Consider the following 22,648-nt stretch of genomic DNA (forward strand, 5'->3'; position numbering starts at 1 on the left):
TTAAGGGCGTATCGATTTAATTCGGTAAATCCAAAAAATTGTTGGGGTATCGCCAAGCGGTAAGGCTCTGGTTTCTGATACCAGCATTCCGAGGTTCGAATCCTCGTACCCCAGCCAATTTCAAAAAGTCGTCCACTTTGTGGGTGCACCCGTTGGGGTATCGCCAAGCGGTAAGGCTCTGGTTTTTGATACCGGCATTCCCTGGTTCGAATCCAGGTACCCCAGCCATCGAAGAATATGATAGTATTTGGCTACGTAGCTCAGTTGGTTAGAGCACATCACTCATAATGATGGGGTCACAGGTTCGAATCCCGTCGTAGCCACCATATTAAGGGCGTATCGATTTAATTCGGTAAATCCAAAAAATTGTTGGGGTATCGCCAAGCGGTAAGGCTCTGGTTTCTGATACCAGCATTCCGAGGTTCGAATCCTCGTACCCCAGCCATTTTAGAAAAGCTCGCTTCGGCGAGCTTTTTGCTTTTCTAACGCCGGGTGACGGCAAGCCTTACCCGGCCTACATGACGCGTAGGCCTGATAAGCGCAGCGCCATCAGGCACCACTTGAGCTACAACCCTAACGCATACTTCAGCGCCTGACGTTTTAACACGCCTGCACGCTCGGCGGCCATTAGACCAAGATTGCGCATAATACGCAGCGGCTGCAGGTTGTTGCTGAATCCGGCGTAAAACAGATCCATACCACTTTGCATGATGAAGTTATCGGTCATACGACGCGTTTGGTAGCGCTTCAGTACCCGCTGACTGGCCCACTGCTCACCATAGCTACGGGCGTTCACCAGCACATCAATTAACGCATCGACATCACGGTACCCCAGATTCACCCCCTGCCCGGCAAGCGGATGAATGGTGTGCGCGGCATCGCCCACCAGCGCAAGTCCTGGCTGTACATACTGCAACGCGTGGCGACGAGTAAGTGGAAACGCCCCTGCGGCAACAGGCGTAACGTCACCCAGACGTGAAGGGAAATATTTTGCGATTTCCGCCTGGAGCTGCGCCATATCGAGACTCTGCAACTGGCGGATGCGGGCCGGAGAGTCATACCACACCAGCGAAGCCCAGTTATCGAACAGCGGTAAAAACGCCCGCGGTCCGTCAGGGGTAAACTGCTGCCAGGTACTGTCTCCCGGTGAATTCTCACATTGCACGGTAATCAGCATGCAGGATTGCGCGTACTGCCAGGCATGGATGCCAATCCCGGCCATTTGACGTACCTGAGAATTCGCGCCATCGGCACCAATCACCAGTTTTGCCGTTATCTTTTCACCGCCAGTCAGTTCAAGCTCATGCCGATCGTTATGTTGATGCAGAGAAATCAGTGATGCCGGCACGCGCAGGGTCACGTTGGGATGCGCCTCCATCGCCTGCCACAACGCCTGTTGCAGGACGTTGTTTTCGACCATATAGCCCAGCAATGGGAGTTTTAGCTCTGCCGCATCAAACACCACATGGGCATTCTCCCACTCCCAGGTTTCCAGACGACGATATGGATGAGTGCGCATGCCCTGCACCGCATCCCAGACACCCAACCCTTTCAGCAACGATGCAGACGCGGAGCTAATGGCTGAAATACGGATATCGGGCTGACTGTCAGCCACAAACGGCACGGGCGCGGCGTGCTCTATTACCGTCACCCTGAATCCATGCTGCGCCAGTCCCAGCGCCAGCGCGCCGCCGACCATCCCCCCGCCGACAATGGCAATTTCCGTTGGTTGATTTGTCATGGTCAATCATCCTGTTACATGTATTGTGTAAGTTTACAGGATTTTTTACCCCTTGAGGCTGACATCCGTCATACTGGTCACAACCGCGCCAACGCAGTACACTATGCGCCCTGCATTTCAGCCACAATTTCGCAAGAGCAAGTCGATGACTAAAAAACTCCATATTAAAACCTGGGGCTGTCAGATGAACGAATACGATTCATCGAAGATGGCCGATCTGCTGGATGCCACTCACGGGTATCAACTGACCGACGTGGCGGAGGAAGCGGATGTGCTGCTGCTGAATACCTGCTCAATTCGCGAGAAGGCTCAGGAAAAAGTTTTCCATCAGTTAGGTCGCTGGAAACTCTTAAAAGAGAAAAACCCGAATCTGATTATCGGCGTGGGTGGCTGTGTCGCCTCCCAGGAAGGCGACCATATTCGTCAACGTGCACACTACGTCGACATTATTTTTGGGCCACAAACCCTGCACCGCCTGCCGGAAATGATCAACAAAGTGCGCGGTAGCACCAGCCGTAGTCCAGTGGTGGATATCAGCTTCCCGGAAATCGAAAAGTTCGACCGCCTGCCGGAACCGCGTGCTGAAGGTCCAAGCGCGTTTGTGTCCATCATGGAAGGCTGTAACAAATACTGCACTTACTGCGTGGTGCCCTACACCCGTGGTGAAGAAGTCAGCCGTCCGGCGGACGATATCCTGCTTGAAATTGCCCAACTTGCGGCGCAGGGCGTACGTGAAGTCAACCTGCTGGGGCAAAACGTTAACGCCTGGCGCGGTGAGAACTACGACGGCACGACCGGCTCATTCGCAGATTTACTGCGTCTGGTAGCGGCGATCGACGGCATTGACCGTATCCGTTTCACTACCAGTCATCCAATTGAGTTCACCGACGATATCGTTGAAGTCTATCGCGACACCCCGGAGCTGGTAAGCTTCCTGCACCTGCCGGTACAGAGTGGCTCAGATCGCGTACTAAACCTGATGGGACGTACCCATACCGCGCTGGAATACAAGGCGATCATCCGCAAACTGCGCGCTGCACGCCCGGATATTCAGATTAGCTCCGACTTCATCGTGGGCTTCCCTGGCGAAACCACACAAGATTTCGAGCAGACCATGAAGCTGATTGCCGACGTTAACTTCGACATGAGCTACAGCTTTATCTTCTCAGCTCGTCCTGGCACGCCTGCCGCCGATATGGTTGACGACGTCCCGGAAGAAGAGAAAAAGCAACGTCTGTATATCCTGCAGGATCGCATCAACCAGCAGGCCATGGCCTGGAGCCGCCGTATGCTCGGCACCACCCAGCGTATTCTGGTCGAAGGCACGTCGCGTAAAAGCGTAATGGAGCTATCGGGTCGTACTGAAAATAACCGTGTGGTGAATTTTGAAGGCACCCCGGATATGGTCGGTAAGTTTGTGGATGTTGAAATTACCGACGTCTGGACTAACTCCCTGCGCGGTAAAGTCGTGCGTACCGAGGACGAAATGGGCCTGCGCATCGCAGAAAGTCCGGAGTCGGTCATTGCGCGTACCCGCAAGGAGAACGATCTGGGTGTCGGCATTTATCAGCCGTAATTACCATACCCCCTCCTCTATCCCCTAAAGCGACAAACGAGCAAATCCCCAGGAGCATAGATAACTATGTGACTGGGGTGCGCGAGTGCAGGCAACGCCTCTGCGGCTTGAAGTATGACGGGGAGGGTCTTGTATTTCCTCTCTACGCCCCCATCTTCATTGCAATGCTTGCGCCTTTTCCCTGTGGCGTGAATAATTTCCCTACATGCCGGTAAATGTTCGACGTCCGGCGATATCTGCATAAGAGGAACGGTTTGAACATAGACACTCGCGAAATTACCCTTGAGCCCGCAGACAATGCCCGTCTGTTGAGCCTGTGCGGTCCTTTTGATGACAACATCAAACAGCTGGAACGTCGCCTTGGTATCGAAATTAACCGCCGCGACAACCACTTTAAGCTGACCGGTCGCCCGATTTGCGTTACCGCTGCGGCAGATATTTTACACAGCCTGTACGTCGATACCGCGCCAATGCGCGGCAAGACGCAGGACATCGAGCCGGAACAAATTCACCTGGCAATCAAAGAAGCGCGTGTCCTTGAGCAGAGCGCAGACAGCGTGCCGGAGTTTGGCAAAGCGGTGAATATCAAAACCAAGCGTGGCGTGATCAAACCGCGTACGCCGAATCAGGCGCAGTACATCGCCAATATTCTCGACCACGACATCACCTTCGGCGTCGGTCCTGCAGGGACAGGTAAAACCTACCTGGCGGTAGCCGCCGCGGTCGATGCGCTCGAGCGTCAGGAAATTCGCCGTATTCTGCTGACCCGTCCGGCGGTTGAAGCCGGTGAAAAACTGGGCTTCCTGCCGGGCGATCTCAGCCAGAAAGTCGATCCTTATTTACGTCCGCTGTATGATGCGCTGTTCGAAATGCTCGGTTTTGAGAAGGTGGAGAAGCTTATCGAGCGTAACGTCATTGAAGTCGCCCCGCTGGCTTATATGCGCGGTCGTACGCTGAACGATGCGTTCATTATCCTTGATGAGAGCCAGAACACGACTATCGAACAGATGAAAATGTTCCTGACCCGTATTGGCTTCAACTCCAAAGCGGTGATCACCGGCGACATTACCCAAATTGACCTGCCGCGCAGCACCAAATCCGGTCTGCGTCATGCCATCGAAGTGTTGGCTGAGGTCGATGAGATTAGCTTTAATTTCTTCCATAGCGAAGACGTGGTACGCCACCCGGTGGTTGCCCGTATCGTGACGGCGTATGAAGCCTGGGAAGAAGCAGAACAAAAACGTAAAGCCGAACAGGCAGCGGAACGCAAGCGTGAAGCCCAGGAACAGGAACAAAAATGAGTCAGGTTATTCTCGATTTACAGCTGGCATGTGAAGATAACGCCGGTTTACCGGATGAGCGCCAGTTTCAGGCATGGCTGGATGCGGTGATCCCGCAGTTTCAGGAAGAGTCAGAGGTCACCATTCGCCTGGTCGATGACGCTGAAAGCCACGAACTGAATCTGACCTATCGCGGGAAAGACAAGTCAACCAACGTGCTGTCCTTCCCGTTTGAGGCCCCACCGGGCATCGAACTGCCGCTGCTGGGCGATCTGGTCATCTGTCGTCAGGTGGTCGAAAAAGAAGCGCAGGAGCAAGGTAAGCCTCGTGAATCCCACTGGGCACACATGGTTATACACGGTAGCCTGCATCTCTTAGGCTACGACCATATCGAAGACGACGAAGCGGAAGAAATGGAATCCCTCGAAACAGAGATTATGCTTGCTCTGGGCTATGAGGATCCGTACATTGCCGAGAAGGAATAACCTGCTACCGGTCAAGCCGGTGACAGGTCACCACGCCGGGCACTGAGTTTACGTGCCTTGAGCAATCTATTAACTAACATGAGAACCCATACGACGCCATGAGCGACGACAATTCACACAGTAGTGACACCTTACACAGCAAAAAGGGATTCTTTTCCCTGTTACTGAGCCAACTTTTCCACGGTGAACCAAAAAACCGCGACGAACTGTTGGAGCTGATCCGTGATTCCGGGCAAAACGACCTTATCGATGAAGATACGCGCGATATGCTCGAAGGGGTGATGGACATTGCGGACCAACGTGTTCGCGACATCATGATCCCCCGGTCCCAGATGATCACACTGAAACGCAACCAGACTCTGGATGAGTGTCTTGATGTCATCATCGAGTCCGCCCACTCGCGTTTCCCGGTGATCAGCGAAGACAAAGATCACATTGAAGGGATTCTGATGGCGAAAGACTTGCTGCCGTTTATGCGCAGTGATGCCGAAGCTTTCAGCATGGAAAAAGTGTTACGCCCGGCGGTTGTCGTACCTGAGAGCAAGCGTGTTGACCGCATGCTGAAAGAGTTCCGCTCTCAGCGGTACCATATGGCTATCGTTATCGACGAGTTCGGCGGTGTCTCGGGTCTGGTGACCATTGAGGACATTCTTGAACTGATCGTCGGTGAAATCGAAGATGAATACGACGAAGAAGACGATATCGATTTCCGTCAGCTCAGTCGCCACACCTGGACCATTCGTGCGCTGGCCCCGATCGAAGACTTCAACGAAGCCTTCGGCACCCACTTTAGCGACGAAGAAGTCGATACTATTGGCGGTTTGGTGATGCAGGCCTTTGGTCATCTGCCCGCACGTGGAGAGACTATCGACATTGATGGCTACCAGTTCAAAGTTGCCATGGCCGACAGCCGTCGTATTATTCAGGTTCATGTCAGAATTCCGGACGACTCACCCCAGCCAAAACTGGACGAATAAACCCGAAACTGGATCAAAGACTACATGGCATTTGCCCCCTTAATTGAACGCCAGCGCATTCGCCTGCTGCTGGCGTTATTATTCGGTGCCTGCGGGACGCTGGCGTTCTCTCCGTATGACATCTGGCCTGCGGCGATTATTTCGCTGATGGGTCTGCAGGCCTTAACTCTCAACCGTCGCCCACTCCAGTCTGCCGCTATCGGCTATGTCTGGGGAATGGGTCTTTTTGGCTCCGGCATCAACTGGGTCTATGTCAGCATTGCGCAATTTGGCGGTATGCCAGGCCCGGTTAACGTATTCCTTGTGGTATTGCTTGCGGCATACCTCTCGCTGTACACAGGTTTGTTTGCGGGCGTTCTGTCGCGCCTGTGGCCAAAAACCAGCTGGCTGCGGGTGGCGATTGCTGCCCCGGTAGTCTGGCAGATAACCGAATTCCTGCGCGGCTGGGTGCTGACCGGCTTCCCATGGCTACAGTTTGGCTACAGCCAGATTGACGGCCCGCTGAAAGGCCTGGCGCCGGTAATGGGCGTCGAGGCGATTAACTTCCTGCTGATGATGGTCAGCGGCCTGCTGGCGCTGGCGTTAGTCACACGTAACTGGCGTCCTCTGGTTGCTGCCGTGGTATTGTTCGCTCTGCCCTTCCCGCTGCGCTACATCCAGTGGTATACGCTGGAGCCAGAAAAAACCACCCAAGTTTCGATGGTGCAAGGTGACATTCCGCAGTCGCTGAAGTGGGATGAAGGTCAGCTCATCAACACGTTGAAGATTTACCTTGATGCCACACAGCCTGAAATGGGCAAATCACAGCTAATCATCTGGCCAGAGTCCGCTATTCCTGATCTGGAGATCAATCAGCAGCGTTTCCTCGGCATGATGGATGACCTGCTAAAATCTAAAAACAGCACGCTAATCACCGGTATTGTTGACGCGCGCCTTAACAAGCAAAACCGCTACGATACCTACAACACCATCATCACGCTGGGTAAAGACAGTCCGTACAGCTATGACTCCAGCAATCGTTACAACAAAAATCACCTTGTCCCGTTTGGTGAGTTTGTGCCGCTGGAATCGATTCTACGCCCACTGGCGCCGTTCTTTGACTTACCCATGTCATCCTTCAGCCGAGGGCCGTATGTGCAGCCACAGCTGCAGGCGCACGGCTTTAAGCTGACGGCGGCAATCTGCTACGAAATTATTCTTGGCGAACAGGTACGGGATAACTTCCGCCCGGATACGGACTACTTGCTGACCATCTCCAATGATGCCTGGTTTGGTAAATCCATCGGTCCATGGCAGCACTTCCAGATGGCACGCATGCGGTCACTGGAGCTAGCGCGTCCGCTGTTGCGTAGCACTAATAATGGCATCACGGCGGTGATTGGCCCGCAAGGTGAAGTGCAGGCCATGATCCCGCAGTTTACCCGACAGGTACTGACCACCAGCGTTACCCCGACAACGGGTCTCACGCCGTATGCGCGTACCGGAAACTGGCCGTTATGGCTGATTACCGCGTTGTTAGGCTTTGGCGCGATCGTCATGAGTCTGCGCCAGCGTCGTAAATAATCTCTGCTCTCGTCATATTGCCGGATGTTGGCGCTCACGCGCCTTGTCCGGCTAACACATCTCCTCTCCTCTCCCATTCTGGCACGCCTATTGCTTTGTTATACAAGGCAAACGCTGTTTTGGTTGAATGTGCAACCTGGTCGCACCAAATTTGAGCACAGGTAGCACCTGAAATGTGCAACAAGATATTTTTGCCCTCAAACGGTGCGGCGCACTTCGCAAAAATAAACAATAACACAGCAAATTCTTTACATTCATCCAAACTAAATGTTAACAAACACATACAAGACTGCACTTTTAAGTAGCAAACAATAACAACATCACAATGGGTATCAATGCGTCCCTGACGCAGACGATAAAGGAGTTGGATATGCAATTACGTAAGCTCGCCACTGCCATGCTGGTCGTGGGAATGTCTGCCGGTCTGGCGCACGCGGAAGATGCCGCCCCTGCGGCAAGCAGCACCCTGGACAAGATCGCTAAAAATGGCGTCATCGTCGTCGGACACCGTGAATCCTCGGTCCCGTTTTCCTACTACGATAATCAGCAGAAAGTGGTCGGTTATTCACAGGATTACTCCAACGCAATTGTTGAGGCCGTGAAGAAAAAGCTGAACAAACCTGACCTGCAGGTGAAGCTGATTCCGATTACCTCCCAGAACCGCATTCCGCTGCTGCAAAACGGCACCTTCGACTTTGAATGTGGTTCCACCACCAACAACGTTGAACGCCAGAAACAAGCGGCATTTTCTGACACCATTTTCGTTGTCGGCACCCGCCTGCTGGCGAAAAAAGGCGGCGACATCAAAGATTTCGCTGACTTGAAAGGCAAAGCGGTGGTTGTGACTTCCGGTACCACCTCGGAAGTGCTGCTGCATAAGCTGAACGAAGAACAAAAAATGGATATGCGCATCATCAGTGCGAAAGACCACGGTGACTCTTTCCGTACCCTCGAAAGCGGTCGCGCCGTCGCCTTTATGATGGATGACGCCCTGCTGGCTGGTGAACGCGCGAAGGCGAAGAAACCGGACAACTGGGAGATCGTCGGCAAGCCACAATCTCAGGAAGCGTACGGCTGTATGCTGCGTAAAGACGACGTCGCGTTCAAAAAGCTGATGGATGACACCATTGCACAGGCACAAACTTCAGGTGAAGCTGAGAAGTGGTTTGATAAATGGTTTAAAAACCCTATTCCGCCAAAGAACCTGAATATGAATTTCGAACTGTCGAGCGAGATGAAGGCCCTGTTCAAAGAACCAAATGATAAAGCACTCAACTAACTAAAATAAATGGGGCGAGTTCACCTGGCCCTCACGATTGTCGGGAAGCATGGACAGACTATACGCTGAGTGGCCGTTCCCCACTCAGCGCGAAAAATGAGCTTCTCAACAATCTTCGAGGGTAGCGCTGCTACCCTTTTTTTTTCTGGAGTAGATTTATGTCTATAGACTGGAACTGGGGGATTTTTTTACAAGAAGCCCCGTTCGGCAACACCACCTATCTCGGCTGGCTCTGGAGTGGTTTCCAGGTCACCGTCGCGCTTTCAATCACCGCCTGGATTATTGCTTTCCTGATAGGTTCCCTATTCGGCATCTTACGCACCGTTCCCAACCGTTTCCTTTCCGGGATAGGCACGTTGTATGTTGAACTGTTTCGTAACGTTCCGCTGATCGTACAATTTTTTACCTGGTATCTGGTAATCCCGGAACTGCTCCCAGAAAACATTGGCATGTGGTTCAAGGCTGAGTTGGATCCCAACATCCAGTTTTTCCTCTCCTCAATGCTCTGCCTGGGGCTGTTTACCGCCGCCCGCGTTTGTGAGCAGGTGCGCGCCGCGATTCAGTCTTTGCCTCGCGGACAAAAAAACGCCGCGCTGGCGATGGGGCTGACGCTACCGCAGGCCTATCGCTATGTTCTGCTGCCCAACGCCTACCGCGTGATCGTACCGCCGATGACATCAGAAATGATGAACCTGGTGAAAAACTCCGCCATCGCCTCAACCATCGGTCTGGTCGATATGGCAGCACAGGCAGGCAAGCTGCTGGATTACTCTGCCCACGCCTGGGAGTCGTTTACGGCTATCACCCTTGCCTACGTCTTGATTAACGCCTTTATTATGCTGGTGATGAATCTGGTTGAACGTAAAACTCGCCTGCCTGGCAATTTGGGAGGCAAATAATGTACGAATTTGACTGGAGTTCCATTGTCCCCTCCCTGCCGTATCTGCTGGATGGGCTGATGATCACGCTGAAAATTACCGTTACGGCGGTCATTATTGGCATCGTTTGGGGAACTATCCTTGCGGTAATGCGTCTGTCCAGCTTCGCGCCCATTGCCTGGTTTGCGAAGATCTACGTGAACGTATTCCGCTCTATTCCGCTGGTCATGGTACTGCTGTGGTTCTATCTGATTGTACCGGGGTTCTTACAGAACGTATTAGGCCTGTCACCGAAAACCGATATTCGTCTGATCTCAGCGATGGTGGCGTTTTCGATGTTTGAAGCGGCGTACTACTCAGAGATTATCCGTGCCGGGATCCAGAGTATTTCTCGTGGACAGTCCAGCGCCGCGCTGGCGTTAGGGATGACCCACTGGCAGTCGATGAAGCTCATTATTCTGCCGCTGGCATTTCGCGCGATGGTGCCGTTGCTGCTGACCCAGGGCATCGTTCTATTCCAGGACACCTCGCTGGTCTACGTATTAAGTCTTGCAGATTTCTTCCGTACCGCCTCCACCATTGGCGAGCGTGACGGCACACAGGTCGAGATGATCCTGTTCGCTGGCGCCGTCTATTTTGTATTCAGTCTGAGCGCATCGTTGTTGGTCAGCTATTTGAAGAAAAGGACAGTTTAATGATTACCCTGAAAAATGTTTCTAAATGGTATGGTCACTTTCAGGTTCTGACCGACTGCTCCACGGAAGTTAAAAAAGGTGAAGTGGTGGTAGTTTGCGGTCCGTCAGGCTCCGGTAAATCGACGCTGATCAAAACGGTAAACGGCCTGGAGCCAGTGCAGCAGGGTGTGATCACCGTTGACGGTACCGTCGTGAATGACAAAAAAACCGATCTGGCCAAACTGCGTTCTCGCGTGGGCATGGTCTTCCAGCACTTTGAACTGTTCCCACATTTGTCGATCATCGAAAACTTGACCCTGGCCCAGGTAAAAGTACTTAAACGCGATAAAAAGCCTGCTCGCGACAAAGCACAAAAACTGCTTGAGCGCGTAGGACTGTCGGCCCATGCCGATAAGTTTCCGGCCCAGCTTTCTGGTGGACAGCAGCAGCGCGTGGCCATTGCCCGTGCGCTGTGTATGGATCCTATCGCCATGTTGTTTGATGAACCCACCTCAGCGCTCGATCCAGAAATGATCAACGAGGTGCTGGACGTCATGGTCGAGCTGGCTCATGAAGGGATGACCATGATGGTGGTCACCCACGAAATGGGCTTCGCTCGGAAAGTGGCGAACCGGGTAATCTTTATGGATGAGGGTAAGATTGTGGAAGACTCGCCGAAAGAAGAGTTCTTTGCCAATCCAAAATCAGATCGCGCCAAAGACTTCCTCGCCAAAATATTGCATTAATCTTTCCGGCGCGCACATCAAAGTGCGCGCCAAATCACGCTTTCTTTCTTCGCATCTCGAATCACATACAGCCCGGCGTTAACCTTGTCACGAAGTCCCACCCACAAGGAGTCACAATGGCACTTCCGATCCTTTTTGATTGCGATCCAGGTCATGACGACGCTATCGCAATGGTTCTCGCCCTCGCCTCACCGGAACTTGATGTTAAAGCCATAACATCCTCAGCGGGCAACCAGACGCCTGATAAAACCCTGCGTAATGTGTTGCGTATGTTAACGCTGCTCAACCGCTCGGATATTCCCGTTGCCGGAGGCGCGTTAAAGCCCCTGATGCGCGAGTTGATAATTGCCGATAACGTTCACGGAGAAAGTGGCCTGGACGGCCCCGTACTGCCGGAGCCGGCATTTGCCCCGCAAAGTTGTACAGCCGTGGAGTTAATGGCGAAAACCCTGCGCGAAAGTCCGGAACCGGTCACGATTGTATCAACTGGCCCCCAAACTAACGTAGCACTGCTGCTGAACAGCCACCCCGACTTGCATAAGAAAATCGCCCGTATTGTGATTATGGGCGGCGCGATGGGACTCGGAAATTGGACACCGGCTGCTGAGTTCAATATTTATGTTGATCCCGAAGCGGCAGAGATGGTGTTTCAATCAGGTATTCCGGTAGTGATGGCCGGGCTGGACGTCACACATAAAGCACAAATTCATCGTGAAGACACCGAGCGATTGCGCGCGATTGGCAATCCTGTGGCGAGCATTGTCGCTGAGTTACTGGATTTTTTCTTCGAATATCACAAAGACGAGAAATGGGGATTCAAAGGCGCACCGCTACATGATCCATGCACCATTGCCTGGTTACTGAAGCCCGAACTGTTTACCACCGTTGAACGCTGGGTCGGCGTAGAGACGCAGGGAAAATACACGCAGGGCATGACCGTAGTGGATTACTATTTCCTGAGCGGAAATAAACCCAACGCCACGGTTATGGTTGACGTTGACCGGCAAGGTTTTGTCGATCTGCTGGCCGAACGGCTCAGGTTTTACGCCTGACATTTATCATTAAGTGCGTAGGCCGGATAAGACGCGTCGCGTCGCATCCGGCACAAAAAATCACGGCTCAAATGGTCTGCGCTGGAACTGATCGTGACCACATTTCGGGCATAGCGGCAGCACGTCTGGCGTGTAAACGGCTAAATGGAAGTGGCATTTCTCACAGACCAGATTCCCCAACCCGACCACCTCACCACTGTGATAAACCCCGTGATGACTCAGGTCCTGGAATACTTCGCGCCATTCAAGCTGGGTTTTATCGGTAATATCCGCCAGTTCTTGCCAGATACTCTCTTTGATGACCCGCATAAAAACGCTGTCAGTCTCCTCATCAAGACTCTCTTCATAACTGATCGCGAACTCTTCAAGGTCGCGTCTGACGGCCCTGGTGAGTTCTTCTACCTCGGTTCGCGTTAACTCCCCGGTCTGCATAACTCGCTGACGAGCCTGGTCCACCAGCGCATCGATATCGCGTTCACCATTGCGTAGACGTTCGCTAAGTGACGTCACCAGTTCACGGTAATATTGAGCAACCTTGTTCATCGCTTCGCCTCCTGGGTCGTTAACTGTCTATAATAATAGACGTTATTTACACTACGCTTTGCAAGACTGTCCACAGAGTATGTAAATTCGTGCAATATTTATCCTTGCGGGAATTCAATGCTGAATGCGCGAAAGGCTGTTTTGACGCGGACGTTTGGGCTATGCTATGCGGATCTGAAACACCACATCTAAAGCTACGTTTGTAGCTGTATTGAAAACAGGACCACTGGCTGCCATGCAAGAGCAATACCGCCCGGAAGAGATAGAATCCAAAGTACAGCTTCACTGGGATGAGAAGCGCACATTTGAAGTTACCGAAGACGAGAGCAAAGAGAAGTATTACTGCCTGTCTATGCTTCCCTATCCTTCTGGTCGACTACACATGGGCCACGTACGTAACTACACTATCGGTGATGTGATCGCCCGCTATCAGCGTATGCTGGGCAAAAACGTTCTGCAGCCGATTGGCTGGGATGCATTCGGCCTGCCAGCTGAAGGCGCGGCGGTGAAAAACAATACCGCGCCTGCTCCGTGGACGTACGACAACATCGCTTACATGAAGAACCAGCTCAAAATGCTGGGCTTCGGCTATGACTGGAGCCGTGAGTTGGCGACCTGCACCCCGGAATATTACCGTTGGGAGCAAAAGTTCTTCACTGAACTGTACAAAAAAGGTCTGGTGTACAAGAAAACCTCTGCGGTCAACTGGTGCCCTAACGACCAGACAGTACTGGCGAACGAACAGGTTATTGACGGCTGCTGCTGGCGTTGTGATACCAAAGTTGAGCGAAAAGAGATCCCGCAGTGGTTCATCAAAATCACCGCATACGCTGACGAACTGCTGCGCGACCTGGACCGTCTGGATCACTGGCCTGACACCGTAAAAACGATGCAGCGCAACTGGATTGGCCGCTCTGAAGGCGTGGAGATCACCTTTGATGTCAACGGTTATGACAACACGCTGACCGTTTACACCACCCGCCCGGACACCTTTATGGGTGCCACTTATCTGGCCGTTGCCGCAGGTCACCCGTTGGCGCAGAAAGCCGCGGCGAATAACCCGGAACTGGCGGCGTTTGTTGACGAATGCCGCAACACCAAGGTTGCCGAGGCTGAAATGGCGACCATGGAGAAGAAAGGCGTCGACACTGGCTTTAAAGCGATTCATCCGCTGACCGGTGAAGAGATCCCGGTTTGGGCTGCAAACTTCGTGCTGATGGAATACGGTACAGGTGCCGTGATGGCCGTGCCGGGTCACGATCAGCGCGACTACGAGTTCGCAACCAAATATGGTCTGAGCATCAAGCCAGTTATCCTGGCGGCGGACGGTTCAGAACCGGATCTGTCTGAGAAGGCACTGACCGAGAAAGGCGTGCTGTTTAACTCTGGTGAGTTTAACGGTCTCGATTTCGAAGCGGCTTTCAACGCCATTGCCGACAAGCTTGTTGAAAAAGGTGTGGGTGAACGTAAAGTTAACTACCGTCTGCGTGACTGGGGCGTTTCCCGTCAGCGTTACTGGGGCGCTCCAATCCCAATGGTCACGCTGGAAGATGGCACCGTGTTGCCAACCCCAGAAGATCAGCTGCCGGTTATTCTGCCGGAAGATGTGGTGATGGACGGTATCACCAGCCCGATTAAAGCCGACCCAGAGTGGGCAAAAACCACCGTTAACGGTATGCCGGCTCTGCGTGAAACCGACACCTTTGATACCTTTATGGAATCATCCTGGTACTATGCGCGCTACACCTGCCCGCAGTATCAGGAAGGCATGCTGGACTCTAAGGCTGCCAACTACTGGCTGCCGGTTGATATCTACATTGGCGGTATCGAACACGCCATCATGCACCTGCTCTATTTCCGTTTCTTCCACAAGCTGATGCGTGACGCGGGCATGGTGAACTCTGACGAACCGGCTAAACAGCTGCTGTGTCAGGGCATGGTACTGGCGGATGCCTTCTACTACGTCGGTGCCAACGGCGAGCGTAACTGGGTTTCTCCGGTTGATGCTATCGTTGAGCGCGATGAAAAAGGCCGTATCGTGAAGGCGCAGGACGCAGAAGGTCATGAACTGGTCTATACCGGCATGAGCAAGATGTCCAAGTCAAAAAACAACGGTATCGACCCGCAGGTGATGGTTGAGCGTTACGGCGCAGACACCGTGCGTCTGTTCATGATGTTCGCCTCTCCGGCTGATATGACGCTTGAATGGCAGGAATCCGGTGTTGAAGGAGCTAACCGCTTCCTGAAACGTGTCTGGAAACTGGTTTACGAACACACCAGCAAAGGTGATGTTGCGGCCCTGAACGTTGACGCATTGAGCGACGATCAGAAAGCGCTACGTCGCGATGTTCACAAAACTATTGCGAAAGTGACCGATGATATCGGCCGTCGTCAGACCTTTAACACCGCAATTGCAGCGGTTATGGAACTGATGAACAAGCTGGCGAAAGCACCGCAGGAAGACGAGCAGGACAGAGCCCTGATGCAGGAAGCGTTGCTGGCCGTTGTGCGTATGCTCAACCCGTTCACCCCGCACGTATGCTTCACCTTGTGGCATGCGCTGAAGGGCGAAGGCGATATCGACAACGCACCGTGGCCGGTTGCTGACGACAGCGCAATGGTCGAAGACTCAACGCTGGTTGTGGTGCAGGTGAACGGTAAAGTACGTGGCAAAATCACCGTTCCAGTCAACGCCACCGAAGAGCAAGTTCGTGAGCGTGCTGGCCAGGAGCATCTGGTAGCAAAATATCTTGATGGCGTTACCGTACGTAAAGTGATTTATGTACCGGGTAAACTCCTCAATCTGGTCGTTGGCTAAGCGCGGGAGGAAGCGTGCGACATCTGACAACTCTGTTGTTATCCCTGGTGGTGCTGGTCACCGCTGGGTGTGGTTGGCATTTGCGTAGTACTACGCAGGTACCGCCCACAATGAAAACTATGATCCTGGACTCTGGCGATCCGAACGGCCCGTTAAGCCGCGCGGTACGCAACCAGTTACGTCTGAACGACATCGAACTGCTCGAAAGCGGTTCTATGCGTAAAGACGTGCCGTCCCTGCGTCTGGGCGGCGTGAGTATCTCGAAAGACACGGCATCGGTATTCCAAAACGGTCAAACCGCCGAATACCAGATGGTGATGACTGTCAAAGCTTCCGTTCTGATTCCGGGTCACGACATTTATCCGATTAGTGCCAAGGTCTATCGTTCGTTCTTTGATAACTCACAGGCTGCACTGGCGAAGGATAACGAGCAGGATATGATCATCAAAGAAATGTATGACAAAGCGGCCGAACAGTTGATTCGTAAGCTGCCAAGCATACATATTGCTGATACTCAGTCATCCAGTGATGACGTACAGCCTGCTGAGAATGAAACAGCCGCGCCAACGTCTTCTCCGGCACGTGTTTCCACCACGCTGGGTAACTGATGCTCAAGTTGTACCCTGAACAACTCCGCGCACAGCTCAAAGAAGGGCTGCGCGCGGCATACTTATTACTGGGCAACGATCCCCTCTTGTTGCAGGAAAGCCAGGATGCCGTCCGTCTGGCCGCCACTGTGCAAGGATTCGAAGAACACCACACGTTCACCCTTGATACCAGCACTGACTGGGGGGCTATTTTTTCCCTCTGCCAGGCCATGAGCCTATTTGCCAGCCGGCAGACATTACTTCTACAACTGCCTGAAAACGGCCCTAATGCCGCCATTAACGAACAACTCGCCACGCTGGTTACCCTGCTGCATGACGATCTGCTGCTGATTGTTCGCGGCAACAAGCTGACCAAAGCACAGGAAAATGCCACGTGGTATACCAGTCTGGCGAGCCATGCTGTTCAGGTGAGCTGCCAGACGCCAGAGCAGGCGCAGCTCCCTCGCTGGGTTGCCGCCAGAGCGAAACAAAGCAACCTGCAACTGGACGAAGCCGCCAATCAGCTATTATGTTATTGCTATGAAGGTAACCTATTAGCCCTGGCGCAGGCGCTGGAGCGGTTATCATTGCTGTGGCCTGATGGAAAACTCACGTTGCCTCGTGTGGAGCAAGCGGTTAACGATGCGGCGCACTTTACCCCCTTCCATTGGGTCGATGCGCTGTTGATGGGCAAAAGTAAACGCGCGCTACATATCCTGCAGCAACTGCGCCTTGAAGGCAGTGAGCCGGTTATTCTGCTGCGCACGATACAGCGTGAATTACTGTTACTGGTCAACCTGAAAAGGCAATCAGCCCACACACCATTACGCGCCTTGTTTGATAAGCATCGGGTATGGCAAAACCGCCGCGGCATGATGGGTGATGCGCTAAACCGGCTGTCATCTGAGCAATTACGCCAGGCGGTACAGTTGTTAACGCGCACGGAAATTACGCTTAAACAAGATTATGGTCAGTCAGTATGGGCCGAGCTTGAGGGACTTTCTCTTCTGCTCTGCCATAAATCACTGGCAGATGTTTTTATTGATGGTTGATATGAAATCATTACAGGCTTTGTTCGGTGGCACCTTTGATCCGGTGCATTATGGTCATCTTAAACCCGTGGAAATTCTGGCTAATCTGATTGGCCTATCACGGGTGATTATCATGCCTAATAATGTGCCGCCGCATCGTGCGCAACCCGAAGCCTCCAGCGCACAGCGTAAACAGATGCTTGAGCTGGCAATTGCTGACAAGCCTTTGTTTATCCTGGATGAACGTGAGCTAAAACGAGATACGGCCTCTTACACCGCCCAAACTCTCAAGGAGTGGCGCGAGGAACAAGGGCCACTCGCGCCGCTGGCGTTTATTATTGGTCAGGACTCACTGCTCACCTTTCCTTCCTGGCACGATTCCGACACCATTCTGGACAATACCCATCTCATCGTCTGCCGACGACCGGGGTATCCGCTGGAGATGGCGCAGGCGCAGCACCAGCAGTGGCTCGAACGTCATCTGACTCATTCGCCAGATGACCTGCACCAGCTTCCTGCCGGGAAAATTTACCTGGCAGAAACCCCCTGGTTCAATATTTCCGCTACCCTTATCCGCGAACGACTGGAACACGGTGAGCCGTGTGACGATTTAATGCCAGACTCCGTGCTGGACTATATCAATCAGCAAGGGTTGTACCGCTAAGCGTGTAGCGCAATGCCGCCAGCAGACGGTTGTTCTCTTCAGCGCCACGGACAGCCACCCGGTAGTAACGCGCATCCAGCCCCGGATAGTTAGCGCAACTGCGGATCAACACATGCTGTTCCAGCAATGATTTTTGCAAATCTAAACCCGGTCGATCGCAGCGTAACAAGCGATAATTTGCCCGTCCGGGATACACCGTCAGGCCAGGCAGATTTTGCAGTTGTTGATCGAATCGGCTCCCCTCATGCGCCAGCCATTCCCATGTCGCCTGCTGATAGACGCTATCGTGGAGAATCATTTCGCCCGCCAGTGCGGCAAAGGCATTGATTGACCAGGGCATTTGCCGGCTGCGCAGGTGTGCTACCGCCTGCTCGTTGCTGTTAACCAGATATCCCAGGCGCAGGCCGGGTATCGCATAAAATTTGGTGAGTGAACGCAAAACCCAGATGTGCGGATTCTCTTGCAACAGCGGAATAAACCCCTGTTCCCCGGCGATAAAATCGATAAACGCTTCATCAAGGATCAATGCGATCCCGAGCTGTTTACAACGCCGTGCTATCTCCTGCAACAGGTGATGTTCGGGCAACAGCCCGGTGGGATTGTTAGGTGTACACAGGAACAGGCAATCCAGCTCCGGGGTAAGGGCATCGAGAATCTCTCCGGTCAACTGCCAATCGTCCTCTTCGCGCAGCGCAAACTCGTGTATTGCGCATTCGCCCCATTGCAGTGCCCGACGATATTCCGCAAATCCGGGAATGACGATCATCGCATGACGCGGCTTAAGACCATCAACCAACGTAAAGATCGACTCCGTCTCCCCGTTACCGGCGAGGATCCACGACGCAGGAACATGATGGTGCTCCGCCAGCGCGGCATGCAAATGGGCGTAATCCACATCCGGATAGCGCTCAGCGCGGTCCAAATTGTCGATTAGTGCGCGTTTTAAGCTTGCCGGCATACCCAGCGGGTTAATATTCGCGCTAAAATCCAGCAATTGCTCAGGTGAGATGCCCAATAATGCGGCGGCTTCCCGGGTATTACCGCCATGCGCGCTCTTTAATAAAGACATCGTGCCGCTCCAGTTTTAAAAGGGTATTTTATTGAAAAGTCACTGCGCAATCAGGGCAAATATCATGTTTTGTGCGAATAGCCTCACGAGGGAAAAATGAGACTCTGGTTAGTACGTCATGGAGAAACCGACGCCAACGTTGCCGGGTTATACAGCGGTCATGCCCCTACATCGCTCACTCAGCGGGGAATAACCCAAGCTGAAACACTGGCCGCACTATTACACAACGTTCCTTTCGACCACGTCCTCTGCAGCGAGCTTGAACGCGCGCGCCATACCACGCAGTTGCTCTTAGCAGGGCGCGACGTTCCACTGCGGATCATGCCCGAGCTTAATGAAATGTTCTTTGGCGACTGGGAAATGCGCCACCATCGCGATCTGGCGCGTGAGGACGCAGAAAACTATGCGCTGTGGTGTAACGACTGGCAGAATGCGACCCCCACCAACGGCGAAGGTTTTCAGGCATTTTCACAGCGAGTTGAGCGCTTCATTGCCCAACTTGCTGATTATAAAAATTCGCAGAACCTTCTGGTGGTCAGCCATCAGGGCGTACTCAGCGTGCTGATCGCCCGGCTCATGTCAATGCCCGCGGCATCAATGTGGCATTTCCGCGTTGAACAGGGGTGCTGGAGCGCAATTGATTTCTGCGACGATTTTGCGGTGCTGAAAGTGTTAAACAGCCGAGCCATCTGGCGCGAGGGGGAGTGAATACACGGTTTTTTCTGTCGAAGGGGCTCGCGCCCATTGACACCCCATGACAGGCTGCTATTCTCCGCAGCCTGACTTTTCCCGCCTTTCAGAGCTTTGCAGAAATTGTTTTACAAAAATGGCGATGCATTCTGTTGTGTGGGGTGGGATGATAGCGCACCTCAAAAGCGCTTTCGGAGACATTTGTCCCGATATCGCCTCTGGTTCAGGTATACTAACAAGCCTTTTTAACTCTTTTCACCCAGGGGGAACACTTGCAGGGTAAAGCACTTCAGGATTTTGTAATCGACAAAATTGATGACCTTAAAGGTCAAGACATCATCGCCTTAGACGTTCAGGGCAAATCCAGCATCACTGACTGCATGATTATCTGCACCGGCACATCCAGCCGCCATGTCATGTCTATCGCTGACCACGTTGTTCAGGAATCTCGCGCCGCTGGCCTGCTGCCGCTTGGCGTTGAAGGTGAGAACGTGGCCGACTGGATCGTCGTCGATCTCGGCGAGGTGATTGTCCACGTTTTACAGGAAGAAAGCCGTCGCCTGTATGAACTGGAAAAACTCTGGAGTTAATGCGTGAAGCTGCAACTTGTCGCTGTGGGTACGAAAATGCCTGACTGGGTGCAAACCGGTTTTACGGAGTATCTCCGTCGGTTTCCAAAAGACATGCCTTTTGAGCTTATCGAGATCCCGGCAGGAAAACGCGGCAAGAACGCGGATATTAAACGCATACTCGATAAAGAGGGTGAACAGATGCTGGCTGCCGCTGGCAAAAATCGCATCGTCACCCTTGATATCCCAGGAAAACCCTGGGACACGCCGCAACTGGCAACCGAGCTGGAACGCTGGAAACTGGATGGTCGTGACGTCAGTCTGCTGATTGGCGGACCGGAAGGATTGTCTCCAGCCTGTAAGGCTGCCGCGGAGCAAAGCTGGTCACTCTCTGCATTAACCCTTCCCCACCCTCTTGTTCGGGTTCTGGTGGCAGAGAGTCTGTACAGAGCGTGGAGCATTACCACCAACCACCCTTATCACCGTGAGTGATCATTGAGTCTTGAGTAGATTAAGCAGCGGATGAAACTACAGAATTCTTTTCGCGACTATACGGCTGAGTCCGCGCTGTTTGTGCGTCGGGCGCTGGTTGCTTTTTTGGGGATTTTGCTGCTCACTGGCGTGCTGATCGCCAACCTGTATAACCTGCAAATCGTTCGTTTCACCGATTATCAGACCCGTTCAAACGAAAACCGCATCAAACTGGTGCCGATCGCCCCCAGTCGCGGCATCATTTATGACCGTAACGGCATCCCCCTGGCCCTCAACCGCACCATTTACCAGATAGAAATGATGCCTGAGAAGGTCGATAACGTTCAGCAAACGCTGGATGCGCTGCGGGAAGTGGTTGATCTCAATGACGACGATATTGCCGCCTTTAAAAAAGAACGAGCACGTTCCCACCGCTTTACGTCCATTCCGGTGAAAACCAATCTGACGGAAGTGCAGGTAGCACGTTTTGCCGTCAATCAATATCGTTTTCCCGGTGTGGAAGTCAAAGGCTATAAGCGCCGTTACTATCCCTACGGCTCTGCGCTAACTCACGTCATTGGTTACGTCTCAAAAATTAACGATAAAGACGTTGAACGCCTGGACAAAGACGGCAAGCTCGCCAACTACGCCGCTACCCACGATATCGGCAAGCTGGGTATTGAACGTTATTACGAAGACGTTCTGCATGGTCAGACCGGTTACGAAGAAGTTGAAGTCAACAACCGTGGTCGCGTGATTCGCCAATTGAAAGAAGTGGCGCCTCAGGCCGGGCACGATATCTATTTAACGCTGGATTTAAAGCTCCAGCAGTATATTGAAACCCTGCTGGCCGGCAGTCGTGCCGCCGTGGTGGTCACAGACCCGCGTACCGGCGGCGTGCTGGCGCTGGTTTCTATGCCCAGCTACGATCCCAACCTGTTTGTAGACGGTATCTCCAGCAAAGATTATGCAGGGTTGCTCAATGACCCCAATACCCCACTGGTTAACCGCGCGACGCAAGGTGTTTACCCCCCTGCCTCAACCGTTAAGCCTTACGTGGCGGTATCCGCACTAAGCGCGGGCGTGATTACCCGTAATACCGGGCTGTTCGATCCAGGCTGGTGGCAGTTGCCCGGTTCTGAAAAACGTTATCGCGACTGGAAAAAGTGGGGGCATGGTCATCTGAACATAACCCGCTCACTGGAGGAATCTGCGGATACGTTTTTCTACCAAATCGCCTATGATATGGGGATAGACCGTCTTTCAGAGTGGATGAGTAAATTCGGCTATGGCCATTATACGGGGATCGATCTGGCCGAAGAGCGAGCCGGTAATATGCCAACGCGTGAATGGAAGCAAAAACGGTTTAAAAAGCCATGGTACCAGGGTGATACTATTCCGGTGGGCATCGGTCAGGGGTACTGGACAGCAACCCCTATTCAGATGAGCAAATCGCTGATGATTCTTATCAACGACGGCGTGGTAAAAGTCCCGCATCTGCTGATGAGCACCACGGAAAACGGCAAGCAGGTGCCATGGGTTCAGCCGCATGAGCCGCCGGTGGGTGACATTCATTCCGGTTACTGGGAAATTGCCAAAGACGGTATGTACGGTGTTGCAAACCGTCCTAACGGTACCGCGCATAAATATTTTGCCGGTGCACCGTATAAAATTGCGGCAAAATCCGGTACCGCTCAGGTCTTCGGTCTGAAAGCCAATGAAACCTATAATGCGCATAAAATTGCCGAACGTTTACGCGACCATAAGCTGATGATCGCATTTGCGCCCTACGATAAACCCGAGGTCTCTGTCGCGATTATCCTCGAAAACGGCGGGGCCGGTGCGCCTGTAGGTACCATCATGCGCCAGATCCTTGACCATATTATGTTGGGCGACAACAACACCAATCTGCCTGCGGAAAACCCGGTGGCTGCCGCAGCTGAGGACCAATAATC

Annotated in this window: 22 protein-coding genes and 4 tRNA genes; 22 read left to right on the forward strand and 4 right to left on the reverse strand. The window is 52.9% G+C overall.

Annotated elements, in window-relative coordinates:
• The first annotated feature begins 42 nt into the window (after nucleotides 1-42).
• The 4 genes from FDW88_RS09240 to FDW88_RS09255 all read left to right on the forward strand — a co-directional run bounded on the left by FDW88_RS09240 (nucleotide 43) and on the right by FDW88_RS09255 (nucleotide 445).
• Nucleotides 43-117 (forward strand) — tRNA-Gln (locus FDW88_RS09240).
• 36 nt (nucleotides 118-153) lie between these two features.
• A tRNA-Gln gene (locus tag FDW88_RS09245) sits at nucleotides 154-228 on the forward strand.
• Nucleotides 229-249: 21 nt separating this feature from the next.
• Nucleotides 250-326: transfer RNA gene (locus FDW88_RS09250), tRNA-Met, on the forward strand.
• 44 nt (nucleotides 327-370) lie between these two features.
• Nucleotides 371-445: transfer RNA gene (locus FDW88_RS09255), tRNA-Gln, on the forward strand.
• 120 nt (nucleotides 446-565) lie between these two features.
• Here the strand turns inward: FDW88_RS09255 and ubiF are convergent.
• Nucleotides 566-1,741 (reverse strand): 3-demethoxyubiquinol 3-hydroxylase, encoded by a 1,176-nt coding sequence (gene ubiF / locus FDW88_RS09260; protein ID WP_115259092.1) that lies wholly within the window; start codon nucleotides 1,739-1,741, stop codon nucleotides 566-568.
• Nucleotides 1,742-1,886: 145 nt separating this feature from the next.
• Between ubiF and miaB the strand changes: the two genes are divergently transcribed.
• From miaB to lnt, 5 genes are all read left to right on the forward strand, one after another.
• A complete protein-coding gene (gene miaB / locus FDW88_RS09265; RefSeq protein WP_096757880.1) occupies nucleotides 1,887-3,317 on the forward strand; it encodes a tRNA (N6-isopentenyl adenosine(37)-C2)-methylthiotransferase MiaB in 1,431 nt (476 codons plus the stop codon).
• A gap of 254 nt (nucleotides 3,318-3,571) precedes the next feature.
• Nucleotides 3,572-4,618 (forward strand): PhoH family protein, encoded by a 1,047-nt coding sequence (locus FDW88_RS09270; RefSeq protein WP_167456046.1) that lies wholly within the window; start codon nucleotides 3,572-3,574, stop codon nucleotides 4,616-4,618.
• Nucleotides 4,615-5,082, forward strand: a complete 468-nt coding sequence (gene ybeY, locus FDW88_RS09275) for an rRNA maturation RNase YbeY (protein WP_137362426.1) — start codon at nucleotides 4,615-4,617, stop codon at nucleotides 5,080-5,082. The genes FDW88_RS09270 and ybeY overlap by 4 nt, the downstream gene beginning before the upstream one ends.
• Before the next feature lie 98 nt (nucleotides 5,083-5,180).
• Nucleotides 5,181-6,059 carry a CNNM family magnesium/cobalt transport protein CorC gene (corC, locus tag FDW88_RS09280; RefSeq protein ID WP_096757884.1) on the forward strand — a complete coding sequence of 293 codons (879 nt, stop codon included), beginning with the start codon at nucleotides 5,181-5,183 and terminating at the stop codon, nucleotides 6,057-6,059.
• A gap of 24 nt (nucleotides 6,060-6,083) precedes the next feature.
• Complete coding sequence (lnt, locus tag FDW88_RS09285) at nucleotides 6,084-7,622, forward strand: apolipoprotein N-acyltransferase (protein ID WP_137362427.1); 1,539 nt, start codon at nucleotides 6,084-6,086, stop codon at nucleotides 7,620-7,622.
• Nucleotides 7,623-7,656: 34 nt separating this feature from the next.
• On the opposite strand, the gene FDW88_RS22445 is transcribed toward lnt, so the two are convergent.
• The gene (locus FDW88_RS22445; RefSeq protein ID WP_170974161.1) at nucleotides 7,657-7,998 is read right to left on the reverse strand and encodes a hypothetical protein; all 342 of its coding nucleotides are present in this window, start codon (nucleotides 7,996-7,998) and stop codon (nucleotides 7,657-7,659) included.
• Between FDW88_RS22445 and gltI the strand changes: the two genes are divergently transcribed.
• The 5 genes from gltI to rihA all read left to right on the forward strand — a co-directional run bounded on the left by gltI (nucleotide 7,993) and on the right by rihA (nucleotide 12,251).
• The gene (gltI, locus tag FDW88_RS09290; RefSeq protein ID WP_096757887.1) at nucleotides 7,993-8,901 is read left to right on the forward strand and encodes a glutamate/aspartate ABC transporter substrate-binding protein GltI; all 909 of its coding nucleotides are present in this window, start codon (nucleotides 7,993-7,995) and stop codon (nucleotides 8,899-8,901) included. The two genes, FDW88_RS22445 and gltI, sit on opposite strands and share 6 nt — an antisense overlap.
• A gap of 158 nt (nucleotides 8,902-9,059) precedes the next feature.
• The gene (gene gltJ, locus FDW88_RS09295; RefSeq protein WP_096757888.1) at nucleotides 9,060-9,800 is read left to right on the forward strand and encodes a glutamate/aspartate ABC transporter permease GltJ; all 741 of its coding nucleotides are present in this window, start codon (nucleotides 9,060-9,062) and stop codon (nucleotides 9,798-9,800) included.
• Entirely contained in the window at nucleotides 9,800-10,474 is a 675-nt protein-coding gene (gene gltK / locus FDW88_RS09300) for a glutamate/aspartate ABC transporter permease GltK (RefSeq protein ID WP_137362428.1), read from the forward strand. The genes gltJ and gltK overlap by 1 nt, the downstream gene beginning before the upstream one ends.
• Entirely contained in the window at nucleotides 10,474-11,199 is a 726-nt protein-coding gene (gene gltL, locus FDW88_RS09305; protein WP_096757890.1) for a glutamate/aspartate ABC transporter ATP-binding protein GltL, read from the forward strand. Before gltK ends, gltL begins: the two co-directional genes overlap by 1 nt.
• Nucleotides 11,200-11,315: 116 nt before the next feature.
• Nucleotides 11,316-12,251, forward strand: coding sequence for a pyrimidine-specific ribonucleoside hydrolase RihA (gene rihA, locus FDW88_RS09310; RefSeq protein WP_137362429.1), 936 nt, complete (start codon nucleotides 11,316-11,318; stop codon nucleotides 12,249-12,251).
• A gap of 60 nt (nucleotides 12,252-12,311) precedes the next feature.
• Here the strand turns inward: rihA and FDW88_RS09315 are convergent, their stop codons facing one another.
• Entirely contained in the window at nucleotides 12,312-12,794 is a 483-nt protein-coding gene (locus FDW88_RS09315; protein WP_115259097.1) for a zinc ribbon-containing protein, read from the reverse strand.
• A 235-nt stretch (nucleotides 12,795-13,029) separates the two neighbouring features.
• Between FDW88_RS09315 and leuS the strand changes: the two genes are divergently transcribed.
• The 4 genes from leuS to nadD are packed head-to-tail and all read left to right on the forward strand — an operon-like array spanning nucleotide 13,030 to nucleotide 17,894.
• Nucleotides 13,030-15,612 (forward strand): leucine--tRNA ligase, encoded by a 2,583-nt coding sequence (gene leuS, locus FDW88_RS09320; RefSeq protein WP_115259098.1) that lies wholly within the window; start codon nucleotides 13,030-13,032, stop codon nucleotides 15,610-15,612.
• 14 nt (nucleotides 15,613-15,626) lie between these two features.
• Complete coding sequence (gene lptE / locus FDW88_RS09325; RefSeq protein ID WP_135912395.1) at nucleotides 15,627-16,220, forward strand: LPS assembly lipoprotein LptE; 594 nt, start codon at nucleotides 15,627-15,629, stop codon at nucleotides 16,218-16,220.
• Nucleotides 16,220-17,251, forward strand: a complete 1,032-nt coding sequence (holA, locus tag FDW88_RS09330) for a DNA polymerase III subunit delta (RefSeq protein ID WP_137362430.1) — start codon at nucleotides 16,220-16,222, stop codon at nucleotides 17,249-17,251. Before lptE ends, holA begins: the two co-directional genes overlap by 1 nt.
• A gap of 1 nt (nucleotide 17,252) precedes the next feature.
• Nucleotides 17,253-17,894: a nicotinate-nucleotide adenylyltransferase gene (nadD, locus tag FDW88_RS09335; protein WP_115259978.1), complete on the forward strand. Its 642-nt coding sequence runs from the start codon at nucleotides 17,253-17,255 to the stop codon at nucleotides 17,892-17,894.
• Here nadD and cobD read toward each other — a convergent pair.
• Nucleotides 17,869-18,963: a threonine-phosphate decarboxylase CobD gene (gene cobD / locus FDW88_RS09340; RefSeq protein WP_137362431.1), complete on the reverse strand. Its 1,095-nt coding sequence runs from the start codon at nucleotides 18,961-18,963 to the stop codon at nucleotides 17,869-17,871. The two genes, nadD and cobD, sit on opposite strands and share 26 nt — an antisense overlap.
• A 96-nt stretch (nucleotides 18,964-19,059) precedes the next feature.
• On the opposite strand from cobD, the gene FDW88_RS09345 reads away from it, so the two are divergent.
• The 4 genes from FDW88_RS09345 (at nucleotide 19,060) to mrdA (ending at nucleotide 22,646) form a co-directional block, all read left to right on the forward strand.
• The gene (locus tag FDW88_RS09345; protein ID WP_117342222.1) at nucleotides 19,060-19,671 is read left to right on the forward strand and encodes an adenosylcobalamin/alpha-ribazole phosphatase; all 612 of its coding nucleotides are present in this window, start codon (nucleotides 19,060-19,062) and stop codon (nucleotides 19,669-19,671) included.
• Nucleotides 19,672-19,925: 254 nt separating this feature from the next.
• Nucleotides 19,926-20,243 carry a ribosome silencing factor gene (gene rsfS / locus FDW88_RS09350; protein WP_096757898.1) on the forward strand — a complete coding sequence of 106 codons (318 nt, stop codon included), beginning with the start codon at nucleotides 19,926-19,928 and terminating at the stop codon, nucleotides 20,241-20,243.
• Between the two features lie 3 nt (nucleotides 20,244-20,246).
• A complete protein-coding gene (rlmH, locus tag FDW88_RS09355) occupies nucleotides 20,247-20,714 on the forward strand; it encodes a 23S rRNA (pseudouridine(1915)-N(3))-methyltransferase RlmH (protein ID WP_003022725.1) in 468 nt (155 codons plus the stop codon).
• A 30-nt stretch (nucleotides 20,715-20,744) separates the two neighbouring features.
• On the forward strand, nucleotides 20,745-22,646 hold the full coding sequence (mrdA, locus tag FDW88_RS09360; RefSeq protein WP_135912397.1) for a peptidoglycan DD-transpeptidase MrdA: 1,902 nt from the start codon (nucleotides 20,745-20,747) through the stop codon (nucleotides 22,644-22,646).
• Nucleotides 22,647-22,648: the final 2 nt, after the last annotated feature.

It is taken from the genome of Citrobacter sp. wls829 (assembly GCF_005280825.1).
GTDB classification, from domain to species: domain Bacteria; phylum Pseudomonadota; class Gammaproteobacteria; order Enterobacterales; family Enterobacteriaceae; genus Citrobacter; species Citrobacter gillenii.

What these genes read in the sequence shown, in the direction of transcription:
- rihA (WP_137362429.1), top strand. Translation starts at nt 11,316, where the DNA reads ATGGCACTTCCGATCCTTTTTGATTGCGATCCAGGTCATGACGACGCT.
- gltK (WP_137362428.1), top strand. Translation starts at nt 9,800, where the DNA reads ATGTACGAATTTGACTGGAGTTCCATTGTCCCCTCCCTGCCGTATCTG.
- ybeY (WP_137362426.1), top strand. Translation starts at nt 4,615, where the DNA reads ATGAGTCAGGTTATTCTCGATTTACAGCTGGCATGTGAAGATAACGCC.
- leuS (WP_115259098.1), top strand. Translation starts at nt 13,030, where the DNA reads ATGCAAGAGCAATACCGCCCGGAAGAGATAGAATCCAAAGTACAGCTT.
- corC (WP_096757884.1), top strand. Translation starts at nt 5,181, where the DNA reads ATGAGCGACGACAATTCACACAGTAGTGACACCTTACACAGCAAAAAG.
- lnt (WP_137362427.1), top strand. Translation starts at nt 6,084, where the DNA reads ATGGCATTTGCCCCCTTAATTGAACGCCAGCGCATTCGCCTGCTGCTG.
- cobD (WP_137362431.1), bottom strand. Translation starts at nt 18,963, where the DNA reads ATGTCTTTATTAAAGAGCGCGCATGGCGGTAATACCCGGGAAGCCGCC.
- mrdA (WP_135912397.1), top strand. Translation starts at nt 20,745, where the DNA reads ATGAAACTACAGAATTCTTTTCGCGACTATACGGCTGAGTCCGCGCTG.
- holA (WP_137362430.1), top strand. Translation starts at nt 16,220, where the DNA reads ATGCTCAAGTTGTACCCTGAACAACTCCGCGCACAGCTCAAAGAAGGG.
- gltL (WP_096757890.1), top strand. Translation starts at nt 10,474, where the DNA reads ATGATTACCCTGAAAAATGTTTCTAAATGGTATGGTCACTTTCAGGTT.
- gltI (WP_096757887.1), top strand. Translation starts at nt 7,993, where the DNA reads ATGCAATTACGTAAGCTCGCCACTGCCATGCTGGTCGTGGGAATGTCT.
- miaB (WP_096757880.1), top strand. Translation starts at nt 1,887, where the DNA reads ATGACTAAAAAACTCCATATTAAAACCTGGGGCTGTCAGATGAACGAA.
- ubiF (WP_115259092.1), bottom strand. Translation starts at nt 1,741, where the DNA reads ATGACAAATCAACCAACGGAAATTGCCATTGTCGGCGGGGGGATGGTC.
- nadD (WP_115259978.1), top strand. Translation starts at nt 17,253, where the DNA reads ATGAAATCATTACAGGCTTTGTTCGGTGGCACCTTTGATCCGGTGCAT.
- FDW88_RS09345 (WP_117342222.1), top strand. Translation starts at nt 19,060, where the DNA reads ATGAGACTCTGGTTAGTACGTCATGGAGAAACCGACGCCAACGTTGCC.
- gltJ (WP_096757888.1), top strand. Translation starts at nt 9,060, where the DNA reads ATGTCTATAGACTGGAACTGGGGGATTTTTTTACAAGAAGCCCCGTTC.
- FDW88_RS09315 (WP_115259097.1), bottom strand. Translation starts at nt 12,794, where the DNA reads ATGAACAAGGTTGCTCAATATTACCGTGAACTGGTGACGTCACTTAGC.